Genomic DNA, 25,477 nt, shown 5'->3' with positions numbered 1-25,477 from the left:
GCAAGACACTGGAACTGCAGGCAGCAGGCGCTGCCGCAGTGCCAACGCCGCCAGCGAACTCGCCCGCTCATCTGGGCACGCGCATCGATCTGCAGGTTTAGCGGGGCGCGTCAGCGGAGGCAGGCTGACTGGCTTGCGCCGCGCCAGGCTTCCAGCCCTTGAGCAGCTGCGCCACCTTGTAGCCGCGCCAACCAAGCATGCAGGAGGCCGTGAGTACACCGGCCATCAGGGCGCCCCCCACACCGGCTGTCACGGTATCAGCGCCGGTCAGGTACAGGCCCTTGATCGGCGTCTGGCTGTGAATCCAGTGCTGCTCAAAACGTTGTACGGTATGGTCGATGCCGTAGATCTCGCCCTGTTCGTTCCATTGGAACCATTCGGTGGACAGTGGCGTTCCCAGCTCGCAAAAATCCAACGCACCACGCAGTTGCGGCTGATGCCGGTAAAGGGTTTCCAGCAATTGCTCGGTGAGCTGCGCCTTGAACGCCTCGTAATCGGCGCCACGCTTGCCCCAGGTGGTGCCCTTCCACTTTGCGAACCACTGCGGCTGGGTCGGTGCAACGATTTCCACCGTGGCCTTGTTCGGGTACTGCGCATCCCAGGCTGGATCCTTGGCCGAGGGGAAGCTGATATAGATCAGCGGCATCGCCGGGTTCTGCCCGGCCATGAAACTGCTGACGTTGTGGTCGTGATCATGGGTTGGATAGACCCAGTAGTTGGTCTTCGGCAGCTTCAACTCGGCGGCGCTGCCCTTGAAGCCGGCGTACAGGCACAGGGTGGCGGCCGAGAGGTTGACCTTGGGCAGTTGCTCCAGCAGGCCATAATCACTGGCCACCTGCTGGTCGAGCAGACGGCTGTAGGTCGGCACCAGACCCGCACAGCTGACAATCTGCGGAGCGCGGATTTCCACACCGTCCTTCTGCAGCCGCACGCCCACTGCCCGACCGTTTTCCAGCAAAATCTTGTCGACCCCGGCATAGGTGAAGACATTCCCACCAGCAGCTTCGATCACCGGGATAATGGTTTCGGAAATCTTCGTCGCACCGCCCACCGGGTAATTACCGCCGGTGATGTAGTGCTTGGCCACCATCGCGTGCATCACGAAGGCAGCTTCAGCCGGTGGCAGACCGTAATCGCCCCACTGCGCGGTGAGCACGCCGATCAGCTGCTGGTTGTCGGTCAGGCCTTCAAGCACTTCACGGGTCGTCTTGAAAAAGTAGTCCGGCAGCCACATCCGCCGCAGCCGGCTGTACAGCATACCGAGTGAGCGCGGCAGTGCTTGTCCGGCGAAGAAACGTGGCACCTTGGCACTGACCTCGCTGAGCAGGTCAACATAGCGCTCCAACACTGCAGCCTCAGCGGGAAAATGGTGCAGCATCTCGGCCTTGAATTCCTCACGCCCAGCCACGTAATCGTAGGTCTGCTCGCCAATCACGATGCGGTCGTAGTGGGCGTCCATTGGCGCCCACTGCAGTTGCCCATCACTGATCACATCAAACACCCGGCGGATGGTCGACCAGGGCTTGTGCACCTCGCCGATGTAATGCACACCCACGTCCCACTCATAGCCTTCGCGCTCATAGCTATGGGTGTAGCCGCCGGCGGTGTAATGCTGCTCCAGCACGCACACGCGCTTGCCAAGCCTGGCCAGCAGCGCGGCGGCGGTCAGGCCGCCGATACCGGAGCCGATGATGATGGCGTCGTAATCGTTACGCGCCAGACGCGGACGAAAGCGGGTTCCTGTGCGTTTCATGAGCAACTCCGTGATTACTGTTTGTTATGCAAGTTTTTGCATACTAGGCAGGCATTCCACGCACTGCAACTTTTTGCATAGACCGTATACTGACGTCCACGTCCGTACATCGCAGGTGAAAACACTTTATGTCGCTCAAGCACGCCATCCTGATCCTCCTGGAAAGCGAACCCGGCAGCGGCTACGACCTGCTCAAGCGCTTCAAGGATGGCCTCGGCTACTTCTGGAACGCCAAACATCAGCAGGTTTATCTGGAGTTGAAAAAGCTCAGTGAAGCCGGCTGGCTGGCATTCGAAGCACAAGCTCAGGACACCCGCCCGGACAAGAAGAACTACCACCTCACACCCGCGGGCCATACCGAGCTGCTGCGCTGGCTGGGCGAGCCGGTGCAGCCGAACAAGATCAACGATGCGTTGCTGGTCAAACTCTACGCGGGCGCACACACCTCGACCGCCAACCTGCGCGAGGAAATGCAGCGGCATATCGCCGTACACCGCAAGACCCTGGACAGCCTGCTGGCCATCGAGCGCGACTACCTGGCCCTGCCGGATGAGCAACGTAATACGCTGCGCCTGCCCTACCTGACCCTGCGCCGCGGCATTCTCGGCGAACAGTCATGGCTGGCCTGGGCCGATGAGGTCGAGCACGCCCTGCACGCGCCCTCAACCGGCAGCGAAGCACCCCGTAATTAGTGCAGAAGCGCCTGCTGCCTGCTGTCAGGCGGTAGGCAAACCGCTAGACTGCCAGCCATTAGCCATCATCCCCGATACCCGCATGCCTGCGCCCTCTGCCTACATCTCACCCGACCAGTTGTGTGTTGGTCTGTATATCCAGCTCGAACTGGCCTGGTGGGAGCACAACTTTGCCTTCAGCAACTTCAAGATCAAGGATGAGCAGCAGATCAAGGCCCTGCGAGCCTTGGGTGTTGAGCGCTTACGCTATGACCCGGCCCGCAGTGACTGTGAGCCACTGAGTCAAAGCAAACCCCAGCCCCCTGTTGCCAGCACGCCGGCACCTGCACCGCTCACGGCAGAGCAGCAAGCCAGCCAGGCCCGCGCCGAAAAACTCAAGGCCCTGCGCAAACGCCTGGCCGAAGTGGACCGCACATTCGTCCAGGCCAGCCAGCAGGTCAAGACGCTCAATCAGACCCTGCGCAGCCGTCCCGAAGAAGCCTGCAAACAGGCCGGCGAGGTGGTCGGCGCGATGGTCGACACGCTGCTGGGCGGCAGCGGTGCCGTGCTGCACACCATCAATAGCAAGGCCGCCGAAGACCATTACCTGCACTCCCTGAACGTCACGGTGCTGAGCCTGATGCTGGGCCGCCAGCTCGGCCTGGACAGCGAGGACTGCCATATCCTCGGCATGGGTGCGCTGCTGCACGATGTCGGCAAACTGGAAGTACCCAGCAAGGTGCTGCTCAAGCCCGAGCCGCTGACCCGCCCGGAACAACAGCTGCTGCAACTGCACTGCGAACTTGGCCTGCGCATGGGCCACAAGCTAATGCTGGATGATGAAGTACTGCGCATCATCAACGAGCACCATGAGTACTGCGACGGCAGCGGTTACCCGCGTCAGCTGCGTGAAGCGGCCATCGGCCGCCTCAGTCGTCTGGTGTGCATTACCAACCAGTTCGACAACCTGTGCAACCCGCTCAACCCACGCGACGGCCTCAGCCCGCACGAAGCCCTGGCGCTGATGTTCAAGCAATACAATGCGCGCTTCGATGCAGTGGCACTGAAAGCCTTTATCCGCTGCATGGGCGTTTATCCGCCAGGCTGCCTGGTGCAACTGGACGATCAGCGCTATGGCCTGGTGCTGGGCATGAACCCCGGCCTGCCGCTGAAACCAACACTGGTGGTTTACGATGCCGAGGTGCCCAAAAACGAGGCGTTGATCATCGACCTGGAACAGGAAACACGCCTCGGCATCGCCAGCAGCCTGCGCCCGGCGCAGCTGCCGCGCGCAGCACTGGAGTACCTGAATCCGCGCCAGCAGCTGAGCTACTTTGTCGAACCGGCCAAAGGCCGTTAGCTGCCGCTGCTTTCCTCGATCAACCAATCCAGTCGCCAGCCGCCCTGGCTTTGCCCAAGCAAGTCAGCCAGCCACGGCAGGATCAGCTTGAGTTCATCTTCCAGGCCCCATGGCGGGTTGCTGATCACCAGACCCGAGCCGTTGAGGCGCGCGGCTTCATCGGTGGCGTGTACGTAGAGCTCGACGCGCAGCAGCTTGGGCGCTTTGCTTTTTTGCACGTCGCTGTAGAAGCGCTTGAGCTGGCGCAGGTCCTTGATCGGGTACCAGATCGCCACCACCGCCTGACGCATGCGGCCGATGGCTTCGCTCAGGGATTGCGCGCAGCGTTCCATTTCATCGACCTGCTCGAACGGCGGATCGACCAGCAGCAGGGCGCGCTTTTCACGGGTTGGTAGCAGGGCGCGCGGCACATACCAGCCCTCGCCCAAGTGCACGGCGACGCGGCGGTCGCCGTGCATATTTTCCTTGAGCAGGCGGCCGTCTTCGGGGTGTTTTTCGTTCAGGTGCAGGCGGTCCTGTTCGCGCGTCAGCAAACGCGCCAACTCCGGCGAGCCGGGGTAGTGGCGCAGCTCACCATCGGGGTTCATCGCCCGAATCACTTCCAGATAATCCAGCAGCGGGTCCGGTATATCGGTGGCCTGCCACAGCCGGGCAATGCCTTCCAGCCACTCGCCGGTGCGGCTGGCTTGATCGCCGCGCAGGTCATACAGACCGATACCCGCATGGCTGTCGAGGTAGGCGAACGGCGCCTCCTTGCGTGACAGCAGGGCTATCAGGCGAGTGAGGACGTAGTGTTTCAGCACATCGGCATGGTTGCCGGCATGGAAGGCGTGACGGTAGTTCATGTGCAGGCTCCTGTGGCCGGGCAGTTTACCAGTTTGCCAGGCGCCGGATGGATCAGTACGGTGGCCGCTGATCCATCAGGCAAGGGAGAACCGTCATGTCACTGCAAAACCTATTGGGCATTGAGCTGCCCCTCATTCAGGCACCGATGGCCGGCGCACAGCTGCACGGCTTGGCCGCCGCCGTGTCGCATGCCGGCGCACTCGGTTCGCTGCCCTGCGCCATGCTCGACGCGGCCGGTTTGCGTAAGGAGCTGCAGGCACTGCGCGAAAAAACCCGCAAACCCTACAACCTGAACTTCTTCTGCCACACCCCACCATCTGCTGATGGCGCACGCGAAGCCGCCTGGCGTGAGGCGCTGAGTCCGTTCTATCGCGAGTTCGGCATTGATCCCGCGACGATTGCCAGCGGTCCCGGCCGCCTGCCGTTTAGTGCTGAAATGGCCGATTTGCTCGATGAATTCCGCCCAGCCGTGGTGAGCTTTCACTTCGGCCTGCCCTCAGCTGAGCTGTTGGCGCGCGTAAAAGCGTGCGGAGCCAAAGTGCTTAGCTCGGCGACCACCGTGGCGGAAGCGCTGTGGCTCGAAGCCAACGGCGCGGACGCGATCATCGCCCAGGGGCTGGAAGCGGGCGGTCATCGCGGTATGTTCCTCACTGAGGACCTGAGCAGCCAGCTCGGCACCTTCGCCCTGCTGCCGCAGATCGTCCAGGCCGTGCGCTTGCCGGTGATTGCCGCCGGCGGGATTGCCGATGCTGCCGGAGTGCGCGCGGCCATGGCGCTTGGCGCTGCAGGAGTGCAGATTGGCACCGCCTACCTGTGCTGCGATGAGGCCAGCACCAGCGCCATTCACCGCGCAGCCCTGCGCAGCCCGGCGGCGCAACACACGGCGCTGACCAACCTGTTCAGCGGCCGCCCGGCGCGGGGCATCGTCAACCGGGTGATGCGCGAGCTGGGGCCGATCAGCCCACTGGCACCCGCCTTCCCACTGGCGACTGCGGCCATTGCCCCGCTGCGCACCAAGGCAGAAAGCCAGGGCAGCGGCGACTTCTCGCCACTCTGGGCAGGGCAGAATGTCAGCGGCTGCAAAGCCATCAGCGCCGCCGCACTGACCCACGAGCTGGCGCAGGGGTTTATCCAGTAAGCACGAACGCTGCCTTGCAAAACGTAGGGTGGATGACTGGCCCGTGGCTTTGCTCGCTAAGCCTCCATCACGCTTATTAATAGTGCTGGGAGCCGCGCAAGCAGCTGCATAGAATCTGTTTCGGGTCTCGCGAGCTAGAGCGAGACAAGGCAAAAACAGGCGAGGAAGCGGAGTTTACGAGCTGTAAATGAGCATTCCGAGCCTGTTTTTAACGCAGTATCGCCGACGCGCAGCAGAGCCGAGACAGGTTCTAGACTCGGCGCATCGCCACCGGAGGTATACCCATGTCCGAGTCCCTGCTCAGTTCCCGCAACCTGGCCTTCGAGCTGTATGAAGTGCTGGACGCCGAAGGCCTGACCCAGCGTGAGCGTTTCGCTGAACACAGCCGCGAAACCTTTGACGCGGCCATCGACACCGCCCGCAGCATCGCGGAAAACCTGTTCGCCCCGCACAACCGCAAAAACGACGAGCACGAGCCAGAGTACGTCGACGGCGCGGCGGTGCTGATCCCCGAAGTGAAACCGGCGGTGGATGCCTTCCTTGAGGCGGGCTTCCTCAACGCCACCCGCGAATTCGACGTCGGCGGCATGCAGCTGCCCAACCTGCTGTCGCAGGCCTGCTTCGCTCACTTCCAGTCGGCCAACGCGGCGACCACCTCGTACCCGTTCCTGACCATGGGCGCGGCTAATCTGATAGAGAACTTCGGCACCGCCGAGCAAAAGCAGCGCTTTCTGCAGCCGATGATCAACGGCCGGTTCTTCGGCACCATGGCCCTGACCGAACCCCACGCGGGCTCCTCGCTGTCGGACATCCGCACCCGCGCCGAACCGGCCGAAGACGGCACCTACCGGCTCAAGGGCAACAAGATCTTTATATCCGGTGGCGACCATCCACTGTCGGAAAACATCGTGCACATGGTGCTGGCCAAGCTGCCGGATGCCCCGCCGGGCGTGAAAGGCATCAGCCTGTTTATCGTGCCGAAGTTTCTGGTTAACGATGACGGCAGCCTGGGCAAGCGCAACGACGTGGTGCTGGCCGGGCTGTTCCACAAAATGGGCTGGCGCGGCACCACCTCCACCGCGCTGAATTTTGGTGATAACGGCGACTGCGTCGGCTACCTGGTGGGCAAACCGCACCATGGCCTGAGCTACATGTTCCAGATGATGAACGAAGCGCGCATTGGCGTTGGCATGGGCGCGGTGATGCTCGGCTACGCCGGCTACCTGTACTCGCTGGACTACGCCCGCCAGCGTCCGCAAGGCCGCTTACCCGATGGCAAAGACCCGACCTCCAATCAAGTTTCGATCATCGAACACGCTGACGTGCGGCGCATGTTGCTGACCCAGAAAGCCTACGTGGAAGGTTCCTTCGACCTCGGCCTGTATGCCGCACGGCTGTTCGACGACACCCAGACGCTGGAGACCGAGGACGAGCGCCGCATCGCCCTGGAACTGCTCGACCTGCTCACCCCAATCGTCAAATCCTGGCCGTCGGAGTTCTGCCTCAAGGCCAACGAGCTGGCCATCCAGATTCTCGGCGGCCACGGCTACACCCGCGATTACCCGGTGGAGCAGTACTACCGCGACAACCGCCTCAACCCGATCCACGAAGGCACCCACGGCATCCAGTCCCTCGACCTGCTGGGCCGCAAGGTCTCGATGAACGGCGGTGCGGCGCTCAAGCAGCTGCTCAAGCTGATCCACGGCACCTGCCAGCGCGCCGAAGCCCACGCCTCGCTGACCGCCCTGCGCCAGCCGCTGGAGCACCTGTTGGCACGCCTGCAAGCGGTGACCCTGGCCCTGCTGGGCGACCTGATGAGCGGCAAGGTCAACGAAGGCCTGGCCAACTCGGCGCTGTACCTCAAGGTGTTCGGCCATACGGTGATCGGCTGGCGCTGGCTGGAACAGGCCATTCGCGCGGAAAAAGGCCTGGCCCGCGGCAATGCCGCCGATGTCGACTTCTACCAAGGCAAGCTGCAGGCCGCACGTTACTTCCTGACCTGGGAAGTGCCGAGTTGCCACCACGACCTGGCCATCCTTGAAGCCCGCGACGACACCTGCCTGGCGATGCAGGACGCCTGGTTCTGAGCCCTACGGGATACCTGCTACCCCTTGCAATGCCGCACAGCAGAAGCTGAGCGGCATTTTTTATGGCGCAAGGTATGGCCCACCGCCTCGTCAGCCATGCACATCGCCCAGCCTGCCTGACGCCAGGCTGAACAGAGGCCGTTTTTTTCCAGCGACAAAGACGAGCAGCGGTTAGAATCCCTGGCATGCGCCATGCCTACTGGCGCAGTCGACCACCTCGCACGGAGTACGCGCCTTGGATGCCAGCACCATCAATAATCTGTTTTTGATCGGTGGCGTGCTGGTGGCAATGAGCATTCTGGTCAGTGCATTCGGTTCACGCTTCGGCATCCCGATTCTGGTGATCTTTCTTGTGGTCGGCATGTTCGCCGGCACCGACGGCCCCGGCGGCATCGCGTTCAACGACTATTCAACGGCTTACTTGGTAGGCAACCTGGCGCTGGCCATCATCCTGCTCGATGGCGGCATGCGAACCCGCGTATCCAGCTTCCGCGTGGCCTTGTGGCCCTCACTTTCACTGGCCACCGTCGGTGTATTGATTACCGCCGGACTGACCGGCATCGCAGCGGCCTGGCTGTTCGAACTGAGCTGGATGGAAGGTCTGCTGATCGGCGCCATCGTCGGCTCCACCGACGCCGCTGCAGTGTTCAGTCTGCTCGGCGGACGCGGGCTCAACGAGCGAGTCAGCGCCACCCTGGAAATCGAGTCGGGCAGCAACGACCCGATGGCGGTGTTCCTCACCGTAACGCTGATCGAGCTGCTTGCCAGCGGCGAGTCCGGCTTCAGCTGGACCTTCGTCGTGCACCTGATCCAGCAGTTCGGCATCGGCGGCCTGCTCGGCCTTGGCGCTGGCTGGTTGCTGCTGCAGGTGGTCAACCGCATGACCCTGGCCAACGGCCTCTATCCGCTGCTGGTGGTCAGCGGCGGGATCATGATCTTCGCGGTGACCAACGCCGTGGGCGGCAGCGGCATCCTCGCCATCTACCTGTGCGGCCTGCTGCTGGGCAACCGGCCGATCCGCTCGCGTCACGGCATCCTGCATTTCCTCGACGGTCTAACCTGGCTGGCGCAGATCGGTATGTTCCTGGTCCTTGGCCTGCTGGTCACCCCGCACGAGTTGCTGCCCATTGCCCTGCCGGCTCTGGGCCTGGCGCTGTGGATGATCCTGTTCGCCCGGCCGCTGTCAGTATTCATCGGCCTGCTGCCGTTCCGCGCCTTCCACGACCGCGAGAAGGCCTTCATCGCCTGGGTCGGCCTGCGCGGCGCAGTGCCGATCATTCTCGCCGTGTTCCCGCTGATGGCCGGCCTAGCGAATGCCCAGCTGTTCTTCAACGTGGCCTTCTTCATCGTATTGGTGTCGCTGCTGCTGCAGGGCACCAGCCTGCCCTGGGCAGCCAAGCTGCTGAAGGTCACCGTACCGCCTGATCCGGCGCCGATTTCCCGCGCGGGCCTGGAAACCCACCCAACCAGCGAGTGGGAGCTGTTCATCTACCGCCTCGGCGCAGAAAAGTGGTGTATCGGAGCGGCGCTGCGCGAGCTGAACATGCCGGAAGGTACACGTATCGCTGCACTGTTCCGTGACCGCGAGCTGCTGCATCCCTCCGGCAGTACCACACTGGAAGCCGGTGATCTGCTCTGCGTGGTCGGCCACGAACATAACCTCACCGCCCTGGGCCGGCTGTTCAGTCAGGCGCCCAAACGCGGTCAGGACCTGCGCTTCTTTGGTGATTTTGTCCTGGAAGGTGATGCCGAACTGGCCGCAGTCGCAGCCCTTTATGGCCTGAAACTGGGTGAGACCGATGGCCAGATGCCGCTGGGCCGGTTTATCACCCATGAAATTGGGGGTGAGCCGGTCATTGGTGACCAGGTCGAATGGCAAGGCCTGACCTGGACAGTGGCGGCCATGGAAGGGAACAAGATCCGCAAAGTCGGCGTCAGATTCCCCGAAGGCAGCAGCCCCGCTCCGAGCTTGTTCCTGTAGCCCGGTGCACGCGCAGAACACCGTTCTGCACGGCCCGTTATGCGCAACACAGGCGCTGACCCACGCGCCTGTTAAACTCAGCTTCTTTTCGAGCCAACGATCGTCACTATGCCCTCTCTTCGCATTTGCCTTGCCATCACCCTGTTCGGGCTGTGCCTGAATACCCCACTGCTACAGGCGGCCGACGCCCCCAGCCGAGCTGCCGTGCAAAGCAGCCTGGACAGCCTGGCCGATCGCAAGTTGCCAGAAGCCGAGCAACTGGCAATCAAGCAGACACTGGAAAAGACCCTCGCCCTGCTCACCGAGCAGGGCGACAGCCAACAACGCCTGGCCGACCTTGAAAAACAGCTGCAACAGGCACCACGCCTGATTGCTGAGGCACAGCGCGATTACCAGCGACTGAAGAACAGCACGCCTACCCAGGTCAATCTGCGCTATGGCAAAAGTGCCCTGACTCAACTCGAACAACTGCTGGCAGAACGCAACGCACAACTCAACGAGTGGCAAAAACAGATCATCGAGGCCAACAGCCTGGTGACCACCGCGCAAACCCGGCCGGAACGCGCTCAGGCTGAGATCAGTGACAACCAGACCCGCAGCCAGAAGATCAACGCCATCCTCAAGAGCGGCCGCGATGCCGGCAAACCGCTGAGCAGCGAACGCCGTGATCAACTGAATGCCGAACTGGCCAAGCTCGATGCGCAAACCCAACTGCGCCGCCAGGAGCTGGCTGGCAACAGCCTGCTGCAGGATCTCGGTAACAGCCGCCGCAGCCTGCTGGAGGAGCGTATCAAGCGCCTGGAACAGGAACTGCTCGACCTGCAGACCCTGATCAACGAAAAGCGCCGCAACCTCTCTGAGCAGACCCTCGCCGAACAGTCCCGCGAGGCCGAAAAAGCCGGTAGCGACAGCCTGTTGGCGCAGGAAAGTGCACACAACCTGAAACTGTCCGATTACCTGCTGCGCGCCACCGACCGGCTCAGCGAGCTGACGCGCCTGAACCTGCAGACCAAGCAGCAGCTCGACAGCCTGAGCCAGAGCGACCAGGCCCTGGAAGAACAGATCAGCGTGCTGCAAGGCAGCCTGTTGCTTTCGCGCATTCTTTATAAGCAACAGCAGGCGTTGCCGACCCTGAAAATCGACAGCAACCTGCCCGACCAGATTGCCGATCTGCGCCTGTATCAGTTCGAACTCAATCAACAGCGCGAAGCCATCAACAACCCCGTGGCCTACGTCGACAGCTTGCTCAGCAGTCAGGCCAACGAGTCGAACATCACCGAACTGCGCAATGACCTGCTGGCCATCATCGATACCCGCCGCGAATTGATTGATCGGCTCAACCGCGAGCTGAACAGCCTGCTGAACGAGTCCATCACCCTGCAGCTCAACCAGAAACAGCTGAAGACCACCGCCGAAGCCCTGCGCGCGACCCTCGACGAACAGATGTTCTGGATTCCCAGCAACAAGCCACTGGACCTGGCCTGGTTCAAGTCGGTGCCACACCTGCTCGAGCGGCAGATTGCCGAACTGCCCTGGGGCGCCAACCTGCACCAGTTGGGCGCTGGCCTGACCGAACGTCCGCTGCTGTTTCTACCCTTACTGCTGCTGATCGTTGTACTGCTCTGGCGGCGTGGGTACCTGTACCGCAAGCTCACCGAACTGCATCAGGACATCGGCCACTTCAAGCGTGACAGCCAGTTACACACCCCCATGGCAATCATGCTCAACGTGTTGCTGGCACTGCCTGGCACGCTGTTCCTGGCGTTATGCGGCTTTGCCCTGCAAATGGACGCCCGTGGACAGAACGCCAACCTGGGTGAGGCGCTGTTTCAGATGGCCCAGGCCTGGCTGGTGTTCTACACCCTGTACCGCATCCTCGCTGATGGTGGCGTGGCGGAACTGCACTTCCGTTGGGGTCGCCCGCAAGTGGCCTTCCTGCACCGCCAGGTACGCCGTCTGGGGTTGGTGGTGATGGCCCTGGTGGCGGTGGTCACGGTGGCCAAACACCAGCCCGCCGGCCTGGGCGATGACGTGATCGGCCTGACCGTGGTGCTGACCTGTTATGCGCTGATGGTCTGGTTGCTGCACAAACTGTTGCTCACCGGCCCGGCACGCGAACACGCCTCGGCTTTCCGCATGCTGATCGGCATCGGCTTCAGCCTGTTGCCCCTGGCACTGATTGTCGCGGTCAGCTTCGGCTACTACTACACCGCTCTGAAACTGAGTGATCGCCTGATCAACACGCTTTATCTGCTGGTGATCTGGCTGGTCGTCGAAGCCACCTTCGTACGCGGCCTGGGCGTGGCGGCGCGGCGCCTGGCCTACCAGCGCGCCACGGCCAAACGCCAGGCACAGAGCAAGGACAGCGGCGAAGGCACGGAAACCCTGGTCGAGGAGCCAACACTGGATATCGAACAGGTCAACCAGCAGTCGCTGCGCCTGATTCGTCTGGCCCTGCTCGGCACCTTTATCGCTGGGCTGTACTGGGTCTGGGCAGACCTGATCTCGGTATTCGCCTACCTCGACAACATCACCCTTTACCAATACAGCAGCGGTACCGGCGACGCCGCCACTCTGGTGCCGATCAGCCTCAGTGATGTGCTCGGTGCCCTGATCATCGTCGGCATCACCATTGCCCTGGGGCGCAACCTGCCCGGTCTGCTTGAAGTGCTGGTGCTCTCCAGGCTGAACCTGGCCCAGGGCAGCGCCTACGCCACCACCACCCTGCTGTCCTATGCGATTGTCGGCATCGGTTTTGTCGCCACCCTGTCAACCCTCGGCGTCAGCTGGGACAAGTTGCAATGGCTGGTTGCCGCGCTATCGGTCGGCCTGGGCTTCGGCCTGCAGGAGATATTCGCCAACTTCATCTCCGGCCTGATCATCCTGTTCGAGCGCCCGGTGCGCATCGGCGACGTGGTGACCATCGGCAACCTGTCCGGCACCGTGAGCAAGATCCGCATCCGCGCCACCACCATCACCGATTTCGACCGTAAAGAAATCATCGTACCGAACAAGACCTTCGTCACCGGGCAACTGATCAACTGGTCACTCAACGATACCGTCACCCGGGTCATCGTGAAGATCGGCGTGGCCTACGAGACCGATCTGCCCCTGGCTCGCAAACTGATGATGCAGGCCGCCGAGGAAAACCCACGGGTACTGCGCGATCCGGCACCACTGCTGTTCTTCCTGACCATCAGTGCCAGCACCTTCGACTACGAACTGCGCTTCCACGTACGCGAGCTGGGCGATCGCAACGCCGCCACCGACGAGATCCTCACGCGCATTGCCCTGAGCTTCCGTGAGCACAACGTGGAGATGGCCTTCAACCAGGTCGAGGTGATGATCAAGAACCTGCATGGCCAGGAACTCAACCTGACCACCGGGCAAATGGTCGCCGCTACGGCCGTCGCTGATGCCCAGCAGAGCAAACTGCCGCCTCCCACTCCGGCCGTCGATCCACAGTAACGCGCCACCGGCCCGCCTCTGCGGGCCGTTACCTGACCACTGCTGGGCGGCTTCGCCCGGCTGGAGCCTGATCGTGAAGTCGCTGATCGAGTTGCAGTTCGATAACCGCTTCGCCCGCCTCGGCGACGCCTTTTCCACCCATGTGCTGCCCGAGCCGATTGCCGAGCCGCGCCTGGTCGTTGCCAGCCCGGCCGCCATGGCCCTGCTTGATCTGGACCCGAGCGAAGCCGACAGCGAGGTGGCCGCGCAGATCTTCGCCGGGCACAAGCTGTGGAGCACCGCCGAGCCGCGCGCCATGGTCTATTCCGGGCATCAGTTTGGCGGCTACAACCCGCGCCTGGGCGATGGCCGTGGCCTGCTGCTGGGCGAGGTCATCAACGACGCCGGCGAGCACTGGGACCTGCACCTCAAAGGAGCCGGACAAACGCCCTACTCGCGCATGGGCGACGGCCGTGCCGTATTGCGCTCATCAATTCGCGAGTTTCTCGCCAGCGAACACCTGCACGCCCTCGGCATCCCCAGCTCGCGGGCGCTGTGCGTGACCGGCTCCAGCACCCCGGTGTGGCGCGAAAAACGGGAAACCGCGGCGATGGTGCTGCGCCTGGCACCCAGTCATATCCGCTTCGGCCACTTCGAGTACTTCTATTACACCCAGCAGCATGAGCTGCTCAAACAGCTCGCCGAGCATGTGCTGCACTGCCACTACGCCGGCTGTTTACAGCAGGAACAGCCATACCTGGCAATGTTCCGCGAAATCATCGAGCGTAACGCCGCGATGATCGCCTACTGGCAGGCCTACGGTTTCTGCCATGGCGTGATGAACACCGACAACATGTCGATCCTCGGCATCACCTTCGATTACGGCCCCTACGCCTTTCTCGATGATTTCGATGCCCAGCACATCTGCAACCATTCCGATGACACCGGCCGCTACAGTTTCAGCAATCAGGTGCCCATTGCCCAGTGGAACCTCGCCGCCCTCGGCCAGGCTCTGGTACCGCTGGTCGATGTAGAAGCGCTGCGCGAGACGCTCGGCCTGTTCCTGCCGCTGTACCAGGCGCATTACCTCGATCTGATGCGCAAGCGCCTGGGCCTGCTCAGTGCCGATGAGGGCGATGAAGCCCTGGTGCAGCGCCTGCTGCAACTGATGCAAAGCAGCGCGGTGGATTACACCCTGTTCTTCCGCGAGCTCGGCGACAGCCCGGCAGCGCAAGCCGTAGCGCGGCTGCGCGACGATTTCACTGACCTGGCTGGTTTCGATGCCTGGGCTACCGACTACCTGGCGCGCAGTGCCCGCGATGGTGACGACCAACTGCAACGGCGTACACACATGCACGCGGCCAACCCCAAGTACATATTGCGCAACTACCTGGCCCAGCAAGTGATCGAAGCCGCCGAACAGGGCGATTACGCCCCGGTGCGTGAGCTGCATCAGGTGCTGTCGCGCCCCTTCGACGAGCAGCCCGGCTTCGAACACTACGCCCAGCGCCCGCCGGAATGGGGCAAGCATCTGGAAATCAGCTGCTCGTCGTAGGTTGGGTTGAGGAGCCTGCGACGAAGCCCAACGATAGCCGGGTGGAGCGCTACGCGCGCCCTGTTGGGCTTCGCACGCTCAACCCAACCTACGAACCACTCAGCATCCACTCCAGCCCCATCGCCACATGCAGTTCGGTACTGTCGAGCAAGGGCAGCGGAGCATCCAGCCCATCGAGCAGCAAACCGATCTCGGTGCAGCCAAGAATCGCCACCTCGGCGCCCTGCCCCTGCAGCGTATGCAAACAGTCCAGATAGAACGCCCGCGCCTGCGGCAAAAACTGCCCCTGACAGAGCTCGGCAAAGATCACCCGGTCAATTTCAGTCATCTGCACGGCGTTCGGGGTGATCACGTCGATGGCAAAACGCTCAGCCAGGCGCTCGCGGTAGAAGTCCTCCTGCATGGTGAACCGCGTCCCGAGCAGGGCCGCACGGCGCACACCTTGGCGTTGCAGGGCCTGGCCAACCGCATCGCCGATATGCAGCAGGGGAATGTCCACCGCCGCTTCGATGGCCGGCGCCACCTTGTGCATGGTGTTGGTGGCCAGCAGCAAAGCTGTCGCGCCGGCCTGCTGCAGGCTCTGCGCGGCACAGGCCAATAGCTCACCCGCCGCCTGCCAGTCCGCGCGCCGCTGCAGCTCGGCGATCTCGGCAAAATCCACTGAATGCAGCAACAAGGGCGCCGAGTGCAACCCACCGAGGCATTCGCGCACGCCCTGGTTGAGCAAGCGGTAATAGCTGGCCGTGGACTCCCAACTCATACCACCCAGAATGCCTAACTGACGCATATCACCTCCACTCGATAAAGCCTTGAGCCTAATCCGCCACGGGTCCGGCGCACAGGCACAGTGCGCAGTAGAGCAGCCGGTACAGCCTTATCTATTAAATCGAAAAGGCATATAAACCTTTCCAAACATTCTTAGACTCTCTAAGCAAAGCCGATTATCTTCGCGGCCTGTTTTACGCCCTGTTCTACCACCCGCTGTCAGGCGCGCCCCTAGTTATGAAAATTCGTAATCTCGATCTCAGCTCAAGCCCGCTCAATGACGAGCATCAGGCGTTGGGGCTCCCCCCTGTAGAAGACTTCGTCACCCACCCGGACAATCACCCCGTACTGCGAGCAGCCGTATGGTTCGCCGCGCTGACCCTGATCGGCCTGCTGCTGTTTCTCGCCTGGCGCCTGTTCTTCGGCGACAACAACGGCCATAGCGGCCTGCAGATCATCGAAACCACCCTGCGCAGCCCGACCTTCTGGAGCGCGGTGGCGGTCGGCTTTTTCGCCCAGGTCATCGACGGCGCGCTGGGCATGGCTTATGGCATAACAGCCACTACCTTCCTGCTCAGTGCTGGCGCCTCTCCCGCTGCCGCCAGTGCCAGCGTGCACATCGCCGAAGTGTTCACCACCGGCCTGTCGGGGATTTCCCACGCCAAGCTGGGCAACGTCAACAAATCGCTGTTTCTGCGCCTGCTGCTGCCCGGGATCATCGGTGCCGTGCTCGGCGCGGTGCTGATCACCAGTTTCGATGGCGAAGTGATGAAGCCATTCATCTCCGCTTACCTGCTGCTGATGGGCCTGTACATTCTGCGCAAGGCGTATCGCCACGTGCAGCAGCAACGCAGTGAGCCCAAGCATGTGGCCAAACTCGCGCTGTTTGGTGGCTTCGTCGATGCCGCCGGCGGCGGCGGCTGGGGGCCGGTGGTCACCAGCAGCCTGCTCGGATCGGGTAGCGACCCACGCACCACGATCGGCTCGGTGAACTTCGCCGAGTTCTTCCTGACCATCACCAGCGCCGCCTCATTCATCCTCCTCGCCGGCCAACCGGACACCTGGATGATGGTCGCCGGTCTGGTGTTTGGCGGCATGTTCGCCGCACCGTTCGCCGCGCTGCTGTGCAAAAAGCTGTCGGCGCGCACGCTACTGACCATCGTCGGTTGCCTGATCACCCTGATCAGCGCCTACAACATATATAAGGCCCTGAGCTAAGACGGGTAGCGTCATAAGCATCTTATAAAACGTTCTAACAAAGGCCCGTTTCATTGCCCCAGCGCATTGACCGGGCCTTCTTGCTTTGGCCATGCTGCGGGTCTTTCAAACTGCCCTGAAGGAACGCGCGCATGAAATTGGAAACCCTGGCCATCCACGCCGGCTACAGCCCCGACCCGACCACCAAGGCGGTGGCGGTGCCGATCTACCAGACCAGCTCCTTTGCCTTCGACGACACCCAGCATGGTGCCGATCTGTTCGACCTGAAGGTCGCCGGCAATATCTATTCACGGATCATGAACCCGACCAACGCCGTGCTCGAAGAGCGCGTGGCGGCGCTGGAAGGTGGCGTCGGCGCGCTGGCCGTGGCCTCGGGCATGGCCGCGATCACCTACGCGATCCAGACCGTCGCCGAAGCCGGTGACAATATCGTCTCGGTGGCCAAACTGTATGGCGGCACCTACAACCTGCTGGCCCACACCCTGCCGCGCTTCGGCATTCAGACCCGCTTCGCCGCCCATGACGACATCGCCGCCCTCGAAGCGCTGATCGACGAGCGCACCAAAGCGGTGTTCTGCGAATCCATCGGCAACCCGGCCGGAAATATCGTTGACCTCGCCGCGCTGGCCGCCGCCGCGCACCGCCATGGCGTGCCGTTGATCGTCGACAACACCGTGGCCACGCCGATCCTCTGCCGCCCGTTCGAGCATGGCGCGGACATCGTCGTGCACTCGCTGACCAAGTACATCGGCGGTCACGGCACCAGCATCGGCGGCATCGTGGTGGATTCCGGCAAATTCCCCTGGGCCGACAACAAGGCGCGCTTCCCGCTGCTGAACACCCCGGACCCGTCCTACCACGGCGTGACCTACACCGAAGCCTTCGGCCCGGCGGCCTTTATCGGTCGCTGCCGCGTGGTGCCGTTGCGCAACACCGGTGCGGCACTCTCGCCGTTCAACGCTTTCCTGATTCTGCAAGGCCTGGAAACCCTGGCGCTGCGCATGGAGCGCCACTGCGAGAACGCACTGAAGGTCGCCCATTACCTGCAAAATCACCCGCAAGTGGCTTGGGTGAAATACGCCGGCCTGCCGGATCACCCCGAGCATGCACTGGCGCAACGTTACTGCGGCGGCAAACCGGCCTCGATCCTCTCGTTCGGCATTGTCGGTGGTCAGGAAGCCGGCGCGCGCTTTATCGATGCGCTGCAGCTGGTGGTGCGCCTGGTCAACATCGGCGATGCCAAATCGCTGGCCTGCCACCCGGCCTCGACCACCCACCGCCAGCTGAATGACGAAGAACTGGAGCGTGCCGGCGTACCGCGCGACATGGTGCGCCTGTCGATTGGCATTGAGCACAGCGACGACATTCTCGCCGACCTGGCCCAGGCGCTGGACGCCGCGGCGCGCTAATCGCCCTTGATATCCGCGCAAGCGACTCCAGATAAGGGATAACCGCCTCTGGAGTCGCCCATGTCCAATCCCCTGCTGATCCCCTGCCCACACTGCAACGGTCTTAATCGTATTCCCGCCGAGCGTCTGGGCGATACGCCGCGCTGCGGCCGCTGCAAATCGGCAGTGCTGCCCAGCACACCCTTCGACCTGACCCAAGCCAACTTCGACGCGCAGAACAAGGGCGACCTGCCGCTGCTGATTGATGTCTGGGCCAGCTGGTGCGGCCCCTGCCGCAGCTTTGCCCCGATCTACGAACAGGCCGCCGCGCAACTGCAAGGCCACTGCCGCCTGGCCAAGCTGGACAGCGAAGCCAACCCGCAGCTGTCGGCGGAAATGGGCATTCGCTCGATCCCAACGCTGATCCTGCTCAAGGGCGGTGTGGAAGTTGCCCGCCAGAGTGGCGCACTGCCCTTGCCGCAACTGCTTGGCTGGCTGCGCCAGCAGGGCATTTGAGCGGATCGGTCAATCAGGCCACGGCAGCGCGGTCATTACTCCAATCACGACCAACCTTTAGGCTGGCTGCACAACAATAACTGTGGAGCCAACCATGCCAATGCCCTTTGAACTGGTGCGCCAGCTCACCGAAGAACAGATTGCCTTTGTCCAGCGCAGCGGCCTCAAAGCGGAAATGCTGGAAGTGGGTCATGTCCGTCTGCGCATGCCGCTGGCGGGCAACCAGAACCATATCGGCAGCATGTACGCCGGCGCACTGTTCACCCTGGCGGAAATTCCGGGCGGTGCGTTGTTTCTCACCAGCTTCGATACCCGGCGTTTCTACCCCATCGTCAAGGAAATGAACCTGCGCTTTCGGCGCCCGGCCAGCGGCGATATCTGGGTCGAGGCACACCTTGCAGAGGAAGAAATCCAGCGACTGCAAAAACAGGCAACAGAAGAGGGCAAAGCGGAATACGTTTTAGAGTTGCAGCTGACCGACGACAGTGGTGAAGTAGTGGCTCAGAGTCGCGGCTTGTACCAATTACGCACGCGCTGACGCCTGACCTTGCCCTGGGTCAAAAGTCCAGCTATGACTCGAGGTCACAATAAATGTGCCGACATGCATCGGCAGGAGAACGCCGACCATGCCCAGTCACATCCTTATTGCCCACGACCTGCGCGATACTGCCGATATGGCGCTGTGCCGCGCCACGCAGCTGGCCAAGCAGTTCAACGCCAAACTGACCATCCTGCATGTGCTCGACCCGAGCAAGAGTAGCCAGGAGCATGAACAGGCCAAACAGACCCTGGATCGCAGCCTGACGCAGTACGCCCCGCCCGGCAGCCAGCTGCTGATCCGCAGCGGCATCAAACCCTCGGAAGTGGTCCTGCAGCAGCTCAACGAGCTGGATTGCGACCTGCTGGTACTTGGCGGCCATCACCAGCGCCACGACTTCTTCTCCGGCACCAGCCTCGACCGCATTGCGCGCAACTGCCCGGTGCCGCTGCTGCTGGTGGCGCGCAACAATTTCAGTCCGTATGAGCGCGCCCTGGCCGCCATCGACTTCTCCCTGTGCGCCTGCAGCGCCCTCGGCCAAGCCTATCGCCTGCTACCGGAAAGTGCCGATCTGCATGCCCTGCATGTGTTTGAACCGGACAAGGGCACGCCCAAGCAGGTCGAAGCGCAATTGACCACACAGAAGGCACTGATCAACCAGTTGCTGGAAGACGAAGCACAGAACCTGCCGGAAAAAGGTCCGACCCTGAGCCACTCAGTGGAACAGGGCGGCATTCTGCGCTGCCTGCAAGCCCGCCTGAAAAGCCACGATATCGAACTGCTGGTACTGGGCAGCCACGGGCGCAGCGCACTCTCGCAAGCATTGCTGGGCAGCCTGGCGCAGCACTTCCTGCACAAAGCGCCCTGCGACATCTACGTCGTCCGATAGGTTTCTGCGCTCAACAAAAAAGCTGCCTAGGCAGCTTTTTTGTTATCCAGACTCGGCTCAATCGGCGCTGTTGAGCAAATCATGCAGTTCAACAAACTGCTGGGTCAGCTTGTGGCTGCGGTCCAGATAGATCAGCGGTATGCAGGCCTGATGCGACTCACGCATCTTCACCGAACTCATCAAGTTAACCGGCAATACCGGCAACCCTTCAGCGATCAGCTCTTCCAATAACTGCTGCGGCAAACTGGCGCGCGGCTGGAACTGGTTGACCACGATGCCCTCCACCTCCAGGCCCTCATTGTGGTCTTCCTTGAGCTCTTCGATTTCACGCAGCAAGCCATACAGCGCCTGACGCGAGAAGCTGTCGCAATCAAACGGAATCAACACGCGGTCAGCGGCGATCAACGCGGAGACGGTGTAGAAATTCAACGCCGGCGGCGTATCGAGGTAAATCCGCTCATAGTCTTCGCTGAGTTCTTCGAGCAGTTTGCGCAGCTTGTTGATCTTGTGCTTCTGCTCCAGCTTGGGCTGCAAGTCAGCCAGCTCAGCCGTCGCGGTCACGACATGCAGGTTTTCAAAGGGCGTTTCGTAGATGTCCACGCCGCCCTTCTTGCCGAACGGCGCAGACGACAGCGTGCCCTTGAAGAACTCGGCAATGCCCATGGGGATGTCATCGCCAGTCAGGCCGGTGAGGTAATGGGTCGAATTGGCCTGGGCATCCAGATCGATTAGCAGGGTGCGATAGCCCTGGGAAGCACTCACCGCGGCCAGGTTGCAGGCAATACTGGATTTACCCACACCGCCCTTCTGATTGAAGATCACGCGCCGCATGAAACACCTCCCTGATCCCGCATTAACCCCGAAATGGTCCCGAATTCTATGCAAACCGCGTGACAAGGGCGAGATTTTCGGCAATTGCTCTGCCGCCAGTGGTCTGAAGCCTGCGCCATGGATTTGCGCACGAGCCGCGCGGTCTGGATAATGCCAGCACTTCGCCACACCTGCCGCCAAGCTCTATGCGGGCTGTGATTGGTTGCAGCCGACATGGACGCCCACCGCGTGACACACTTCCGGATCGAACAATGGCGTGCCTGGGCCCCTGGCCTGGACAGCACGGCTGACTGGTGCGCCTGGCATCAGACACCCTCGCGCCTGGTCGATACCGGCCAACAACCGGATGTCAGCGCACTCCCCGCGATGCAACGCCGACGACTGAGCCGCCTGGCGCGCATGGCCTTTCACGTCGCCTGGCCGCTGGCAGAAGCACATCCACAGTTGCCTATGGTGTTTGTCAGCCGTCACGGTGAAACCCCACGCACCCTGACCATTCTCACCGATCTGGCACACGATGAGCCGCTATCGCCCACGCAGTTCAGCCTCTCGGTACATAACGCAATTATCGGCCTGTGGTCGATTCAGCGCGGTGATCACAGCGAAATGACAGCCCTTGCCGGTGCCGGCGACGGCCTGGAGAACGCCATGCTGGAAGCCTGCGGCATGCTCCGTGACGGCGCACCGGCCGTGCTCCTGGTGCTGGCCGAAGAAACCCCGCCTACGCTTTATGCACCGTTTATTGATGACGTGCCGTTCCCCTATGCCGTTGGCCTGCTGCTGACGCCGGGGGATGACTGGCAACTGGATCTTCGCCAAGACAGCGGTGCACGCAGCGAATGGCCGCATGCCCTCAATCTGGTTCGTGCCCTGTGCAGTGACCAAACCACCCTGCAACATCACTGGAAAGGCCGACAATGGACCTGGTCACGCAACAAGGCCTGAGCCGCTATAGCGCACCGTATTGGTGGCGGCTGATGGCCACGGCCCTGAGTTTCAGCCTGTTCGGTATCGGCGGCGTGCTGCTGCGCGTACTGATTTTCCCATTACTGGCCTTACTGCCCGGCGACAGCCTGGCACGACGCACCCGTGCTCGTGCGGTGGTGAGTAAAACCTTCTACCTGTTCGTACGCTTTATGTACCGCAGCGGTGTGTTGACCTACGAAGTCGAAGGCATCGAACGCCTCGGTCAGCCGGGACAAATGGTCATCGCCAACCACCCGTCGCTGATCGACGTGGTGGTGCTGATCGCCTTTATTCGCGATGCCAACTGCGTGGTCAAACAGAGCCTGTGGAACAACCCGAGCATGCGCGGCCCCCTGCGCGCGGCCCACTACATCAGTAACAGCGGTAGCATGGACATGCTCGATGAAGCGGCCAGCGCGCTGCAAAGCGGTCAGACTCTGGTGATATTCCCCGAAGGTACGCGCACCACACCGGGGCAACATCCCGAATTTCATCGTGGTGCAGCGGCCATTGCCCTGCGCGGTGCGCGCATCGTCACCCCAGTGGTGATCAGCGTGACGCCCACCACCCTGACCAAGGCCGAGCCTTGGTACAGCATTCCGTCGCGTCGTTTTCACATTCGCCTGCGCGTAGGCGAGGATATCCACCCACACCAGTTCAGCGTGCTGGGGCCTGCGCCGATTGCGTCCCGCAAACTCAACGATGTTCTGCACCAACACTTTATTAAGGAGCTCGCCCAAGATGAGCGATTTGCAGCTGGAAATTAAGAACCTGATCATCGACGCCCTGGGCCTCGAGGACATCGCCGCAGAAGACATCGCTGCTGACCTGACCCTGTTCGGCGAGGGCCTTGGCCTGGATTCGGTAGACGCCCTGGAACTCGGCCTGGCCATCCAGAAACGTTTCGGCATCAAGATCGACGCCGAAGCCAAAGACACCCGCAAGCACTTTGCCAACGTAGCCAGCCTGGCGGCATTCGTGTCATCGCAACAGACCGCCTGAGGACGCCACCGATGCAAACCCGTGAAGAGATTTTCGAGACCTTGCGCGATGCCCTGGTGGAGCTGTTCGAGCTGGAACCAGAGCGCATTACCGCAGACGCCAACCTCTACCAAGACCTGGAAATCGACAGCATCGATGCGGTTGACCTGATCGACCATATCAAACGCCAGACCGGCAAAAAGCTCGCCGCTGAGGAGTTCAAGGCAGTGCGCACCGTCGGTGACGTGGTCGAGGCGGTGCTGCGACTGGTCAACGCCCCAGCCAGCGAATAATGAGTCGCCTATTTGGCCTGCTCCTGCTGCTGGCCGGACTGCTCTATCCCTTTGCCGTGTATTACGGCATGGAGCATCTGTCGCCACGCCTGTTCGCCGCCGTGCTCGGCGGACTGTGGCTGGTGCGTGCGCTGAGCCAATGGGGCAAGCCAGGCAATCGCTGGATGACCGCCGTCGCCCTGGGGTTCTGCCTGCTACTGGGGCTCGCCGGTGAGCCCGAACTGCTGCGCTGGTATCCGGTACTGCTCAATGGCCTATTGCTGGCGCTGTTCGGCCTCAGTCTGAAATTCGGCCCGCCGCTGATCGAGCGCCTGGCGCGCCTGACCGAGCCGCAGTTGCCGGAGGTCGCCGTACGCTATACACGGACTGTCACCCAGGTCTGGGCCGGGTTCTTCCTGGCCAATGGTCTGGTGGTGGTGGCGCTGAATGTCTGGGCGCCGCTGAGCTGGTGGACACTGTATACCGGGCTGATTGCCTACGGCCTGATGGGCCTGCTGTTTGCCGGTGAATGGCTGGTGCGCCAGCGTGTAAGGAGACATGAATGAACTGGCTGCCCCTCGAGCACCTGCTGCTCGACGCCCACCCAGGCCGTGCAGTAACCGCCGATATGGATCACCCCCAGCTGCGCCAGCACGCTCTGCAACTGGCGGCTGAGCTGCAAGGTCGCGGCGTGAAACGCCTGGCGCTGTACCTCGACGATGCCGCTGAGCTGGCCATTGCCCTGCTGGCCGCCTGGCGCGCCGGGATTGCCGTGCTGCTACCCGCCGATGCCCAGCCACAGACCCGCCAGCGCATGAGTACGCAGTGTGAGCTATGGCTGGATAGCATTGACGGCCTGACTAACGCCAATAGCGCTGCATTGCCTCCAGCGCCACTTGATCTCGACCAATGCCAGCTGACCCTGTGCACCTCCGGCTCCAGCGGCGAAGCCAAGCTGATCGACAAATCCTTACGCCAGCTGGCCAATGAAGTCACCGCCCTGGAGCAACTCTGGGGCGCGCAATTGGGCAGCGCGACCATCCTTGGCAGCGTTGCCACCCAGCATATCTACGGCCTGCTGTTTCGCGTGCTCTGGCCGCTGTGCGCCGGCCGCGCCTTTTTGCGCCGCGCCCAGCCATTCCCCGAAGATTTACAGCGCGAAAGCCTGGCCAGCGGCAGCGACTTTGCCTGGGTCGCCAGCCCAGCACTGTTGAAACGCATGGGCGACAACCTCAACTGGCCGGCCCTGCGCGCAGTACGTCAGGTGTTCTCTTCCGGTGGCGCGCTGCCGGCGGAAACTGCAGCCGACTTGCAGCACCTGCTAGGTCAATGGCCCACGGAAATCTACGGCAGCTCGGAAACCGGCGGTATCGCCTGGCGTCAGGGCGGCGAGCTGTGGACCCCGTTTGCCGGCGTCGAACTGGGACAGAACGCCGAAGGCGCGCTGCACCTGAGCTCACCCTATCTACCGCCCGGCCATCGCGAGCAAACCGCCGATGCCGTGGAACTACAAGCCGATGGCCGCTTCGCCCTGCGCGGCCGCCTGGACCGGATTATCAAGCTGGAAGAAAAACGCATCTCCCTGCCCATGCTTGAACAGGCGCTGAGCAGCCACGAGTGGCTCAGTGACGCACGGCTCGGCGTGGTGCAGGAGGGCCGCGCCTACCTCGGCACGTTGGTGGCCTTGAGCCCGGCCGGCCTGCATGCGCTGCGCAACCAGGGGCGCAAGACCGTCACCGCAACCCTGCGCCGCCATCTTGCCAGCCACTGCGAAGCCATCGCCCTGCCCCGCCGCTGGCGGCTGCTCGCGCAACTTCCCTACAACAGCCAGGGCAAGTTGGCGCAAGCCACCGTGGACGCTCTGCTCGCGGCGCCACGCCCCACCCAAGTGGAGCCACTGTCGGCGGTCGAACAGGACGGCGAATGGCGGGTGGAACTGCTGGTGCCGCTGGATTTGGCGCATTTCACCGGCCACTTCCCGCAGACCCCGGTACTACCGGGTGTGGTGCAGATCGACTGGGCCCAGCAACTGGCACGTCGCCTGATCAAAGACCTGCCGCCACGGTTCTGCGGCATGGAAGTGCTGAAATTCCAACAACTGGTGCGCCCCGGTGATCAGTTGCAACTGACCCTGCGTTTCGACGCGGCGCGCGGCAAGTTGTACTTCGCCTTCCGCAACGGCGAATCCCCCTGCTCCTCAGGGCGCGTATTACTGGGGCCTGCGCAATGACGGCCCTGCACTGCAATCTTCGTAGGTTGGTGCTGAGCCTGCGAA

Annotated in this window: 22 protein-coding genes; 18 read left to right on the top strand and 4 right to left on the bottom strand. The window is 62.4% G+C overall.

Translation table 11 applies throughout. From position 1 onward, the window contains the following. Window positions 1-97 precede the first annotated feature (97 nt). Entirely contained in the window at window positions 98-1,753 is a 1,656-nt protein-coding gene (locus tag OU997_RS10940; protein ID WP_267806553.1) for a phytoene desaturase family protein, read from the bottom strand. 128 nt (window positions 1,754-1,881) lie between these two features. On the opposite strand from OU997_RS10940, the gene OU997_RS10935 reads away from it, so the two are divergent. Then, window positions 1,882-2,445 (top strand): PadR family transcriptional regulator, encoded by a 564-nt coding sequence (locus tag OU997_RS10935; RefSeq protein WP_267806552.1) that lies wholly within the window; start codon window positions 1,882-1,884, stop codon window positions 2,443-2,445. An 82-nt stretch (window positions 2,446-2,527) separates the two neighbouring features. Continuing rightward, entirely contained in the window at window positions 2,528-3,784 is a 1,257-nt protein-coding gene (locus OU997_RS10930; protein ID WP_108485890.1) for an HD-GYP domain-containing protein, read from the top strand. On the opposite strand, the gene OU997_RS10925 is transcribed toward OU997_RS10930, so the two are convergent. Further along, entirely contained in the window at window positions 3,781-4,629 is an 849-nt protein-coding gene (locus tag OU997_RS10925) for a 23S rRNA (adenine(2030)-N(6))-methyltransferase RlmJ (protein WP_267806551.1), read from the bottom strand. The two genes, OU997_RS10930 and OU997_RS10925, sit on opposite strands and share 4 nt — an antisense overlap. A 95-nt stretch (window positions 4,630-4,724) precedes the next feature. Here OU997_RS10925 and OU997_RS10920 point away from each other — a divergent pair, with 95 nt between their 5' ends. The 5 genes from OU997_RS10920 (at window position 4,725) to selO (ending at window position 14,838) form a co-directional block, all read left to right on the top strand. Next, the gene (locus OU997_RS10920; RefSeq protein WP_267806550.1) at window positions 4,725-5,768 is read left to right on the top strand and encodes an NAD(P)H-dependent flavin oxidoreductase; all 1,044 of its coding nucleotides are present in this window, start codon (window positions 4,725-4,727) and stop codon (window positions 5,766-5,768) included. A gap of 284 nt (window positions 5,769-6,052) precedes the next feature. Further along, window positions 6,053-7,855 carry an acyl-CoA dehydrogenase gene (locus tag OU997_RS10915; RefSeq protein WP_267806548.1) on the top strand — a complete coding sequence of 601 codons (1,803 nt, stop codon included), beginning with the start codon at window positions 6,053-6,055 and terminating at the stop codon, window positions 7,853-7,855. Window positions 7,856-8,090: 235 nt separating this feature from the next. Then, the gene (locus OU997_RS10910) at window positions 8,091-9,836 is read left to right on the top strand and encodes a potassium/proton antiporter (protein ID WP_108485886.1); all 1,746 of its coding nucleotides are present in this window, start codon (window positions 8,091-8,093) and stop codon (window positions 9,834-9,836) included. Window positions 9,837-9,944: 108 nt separating this feature from the next. Continuing rightward, a complete protein-coding gene (mscK, locus tag OU997_RS10905; RefSeq protein ID WP_267806546.1) occupies window positions 9,945-13,304 on the top strand; it encodes a mechanosensitive channel MscK in 3,360 nt (1,119 codons plus the stop codon). Window positions 13,305-13,377: 73 nt separating this feature from the next. After that, window positions 13,378-14,838: a protein adenylyltransferase SelO gene (gene selO, locus OU997_RS10900; RefSeq protein ID WP_267806544.1), complete on the top strand. Its 1,461-nt coding sequence runs from the start codon at window positions 13,378-13,380 to the stop codon at window positions 14,836-14,838. An 88-nt stretch (window positions 14,839-14,926) separates the two neighbouring features. On the opposite strand, the gene OU997_RS10895 is transcribed toward selO, so the two are convergent. Then, a complete protein-coding gene (locus tag OU997_RS10895) occupies window positions 14,927-15,625 on the bottom strand; it encodes an aspartate/glutamate racemase family protein (protein WP_267806542.1) in 699 nt (232 codons plus the stop codon). Between the two features lie 215 nt (window positions 15,626-15,840). Between OU997_RS10895 and OU997_RS10890 the strand changes: the two genes are divergently transcribed. The 5 genes from OU997_RS10890 (at window position 15,841) to OU997_RS10870 (ending at window position 20,152) form a co-directional block, all read left to right on the top strand. After that, complete coding sequence (locus OU997_RS10890; protein ID WP_108485882.1) at window positions 15,841-16,821, top strand: sulfite exporter TauE/SafE family protein; 981 nt, start codon at window positions 15,841-15,843, stop codon at window positions 16,819-16,821. Between the two features lie 131 nt (window positions 16,822-16,952). Continuing rightward, window positions 16,953-18,230 carry a bifunctional O-acetylhomoserine aminocarboxypropyltransferase/cysteine synthase gene (locus OU997_RS10885; protein WP_108485881.1) on the top strand — a complete coding sequence of 426 codons (1,278 nt, stop codon included), beginning with the start codon at window positions 16,953-16,955 and terminating at the stop codon, window positions 18,228-18,230. Between the two features lie 60 nt (window positions 18,231-18,290). Then, window positions 18,291-18,725, top strand: coding sequence for a thioredoxin TrxC (gene trxC, locus OU997_RS10880; protein WP_108485880.1), 435 nt, complete (start codon window positions 18,291-18,293; stop codon window positions 18,723-18,725). 94 nt (window positions 18,726-18,819) lie between these two features. Further along, window positions 18,820-19,263 (top strand): YiiD C-terminal domain-containing protein, encoded by a 444-nt coding sequence (locus OU997_RS10875; protein ID WP_108485879.1) that lies wholly within the window; start codon window positions 18,820-18,822, stop codon window positions 19,261-19,263. A gap of 88 nt (window positions 19,264-19,351) precedes the next feature. After that, entirely contained in the window at window positions 19,352-20,152 is an 801-nt protein-coding gene (locus OU997_RS10870; RefSeq protein WP_108485878.1) for a universal stress protein, read from the top strand. A gap of 57 nt (window positions 20,153-20,209) precedes the next feature. On the opposite strand, the gene OU997_RS10865 is transcribed toward OU997_RS10870, so the two are convergent. After that, window positions 20,210-20,983 (bottom strand): ParA family protein, encoded by a 774-nt coding sequence (locus tag OU997_RS10865; protein WP_267806539.1) that lies wholly within the window; start codon window positions 20,981-20,983, stop codon window positions 20,210-20,212. A gap of 213 nt (window positions 20,984-21,196) precedes the next feature. Between OU997_RS10865 and OU997_RS10860 the strand changes: the two genes are divergently transcribed. Genes OU997_RS10860 through OU997_RS10835 form a run of 6 tightly spaced genes read left to right on the top strand, consistent with a single transcriptional unit; the run spans window position 21,197 to window position 25,432 of the window. Next, window positions 21,197-21,928: a beta-ketoacyl synthase chain length factor gene (locus tag OU997_RS10860; RefSeq protein WP_177479906.1), complete on the top strand. Its 732-nt coding sequence runs from the start codon at window positions 21,197-21,199 to the stop codon at window positions 21,926-21,928. After that, window positions 21,901-22,716: a lysophospholipid acyltransferase family protein gene (locus tag OU997_RS10855; RefSeq protein ID WP_108485876.1), complete on the top strand. Its 816-nt coding sequence runs from the start codon at window positions 21,901-21,903 to the stop codon at window positions 22,714-22,716. The genes OU997_RS10860 and OU997_RS10855 overlap by 28 nt, the downstream gene beginning before the upstream one ends. Next, the gene (locus tag OU997_RS10850; protein WP_267806538.1) at window positions 22,691-22,951 is read left to right on the top strand and encodes a phosphopantetheine-binding protein; all 261 of its coding nucleotides are present in this window, start codon (window positions 22,691-22,693) and stop codon (window positions 22,949-22,951) included. The genes OU997_RS10855 and OU997_RS10850 overlap by 26 nt, the downstream gene beginning before the upstream one ends. Before the next feature lie 11 nt (window positions 22,952-22,962). Then, the gene (locus OU997_RS10845; protein WP_108485875.1) at window positions 22,963-23,223 is read left to right on the top strand and encodes an acyl carrier protein; all 261 of its coding nucleotides are present in this window, start codon (window positions 22,963-22,965) and stop codon (window positions 23,221-23,223) included. Then, a complete protein-coding gene (locus OU997_RS10840) occupies window positions 23,223-23,768 on the top strand; it encodes a hypothetical protein (protein ID WP_108485874.1) in 546 nt (181 codons plus the stop codon). Before OU997_RS10845 ends, OU997_RS10840 begins: the two co-directional genes overlap by 1 nt. Beyond that, window positions 23,765-25,432 carry an acyl-CoA synthetase family protein gene (locus OU997_RS10835; RefSeq protein ID WP_267806536.1) on the top strand — a complete coding sequence of 556 codons (1,668 nt, stop codon included), beginning with the start codon at window positions 23,765-23,767 and terminating at the stop codon, window positions 25,430-25,432. Before OU997_RS10840 ends, OU997_RS10835 begins: the two co-directional genes overlap by 4 nt. The last annotated feature ends 45 nt before the right edge of the window (window positions 25,433-25,477 follow it).

Origin of the sequence: Pseudomonas sp. SL4(2022), from assembly GCF_026625725.1 — a bacterium.
Classification (GTDB): Bacteria; Pseudomonadota; Gammaproteobacteria; order Pseudomonadales; family Pseudomonadaceae; genus Aquipseudomonas.
This window is presented reverse-complemented; position numbering and strand designations above follow the sequence as displayed.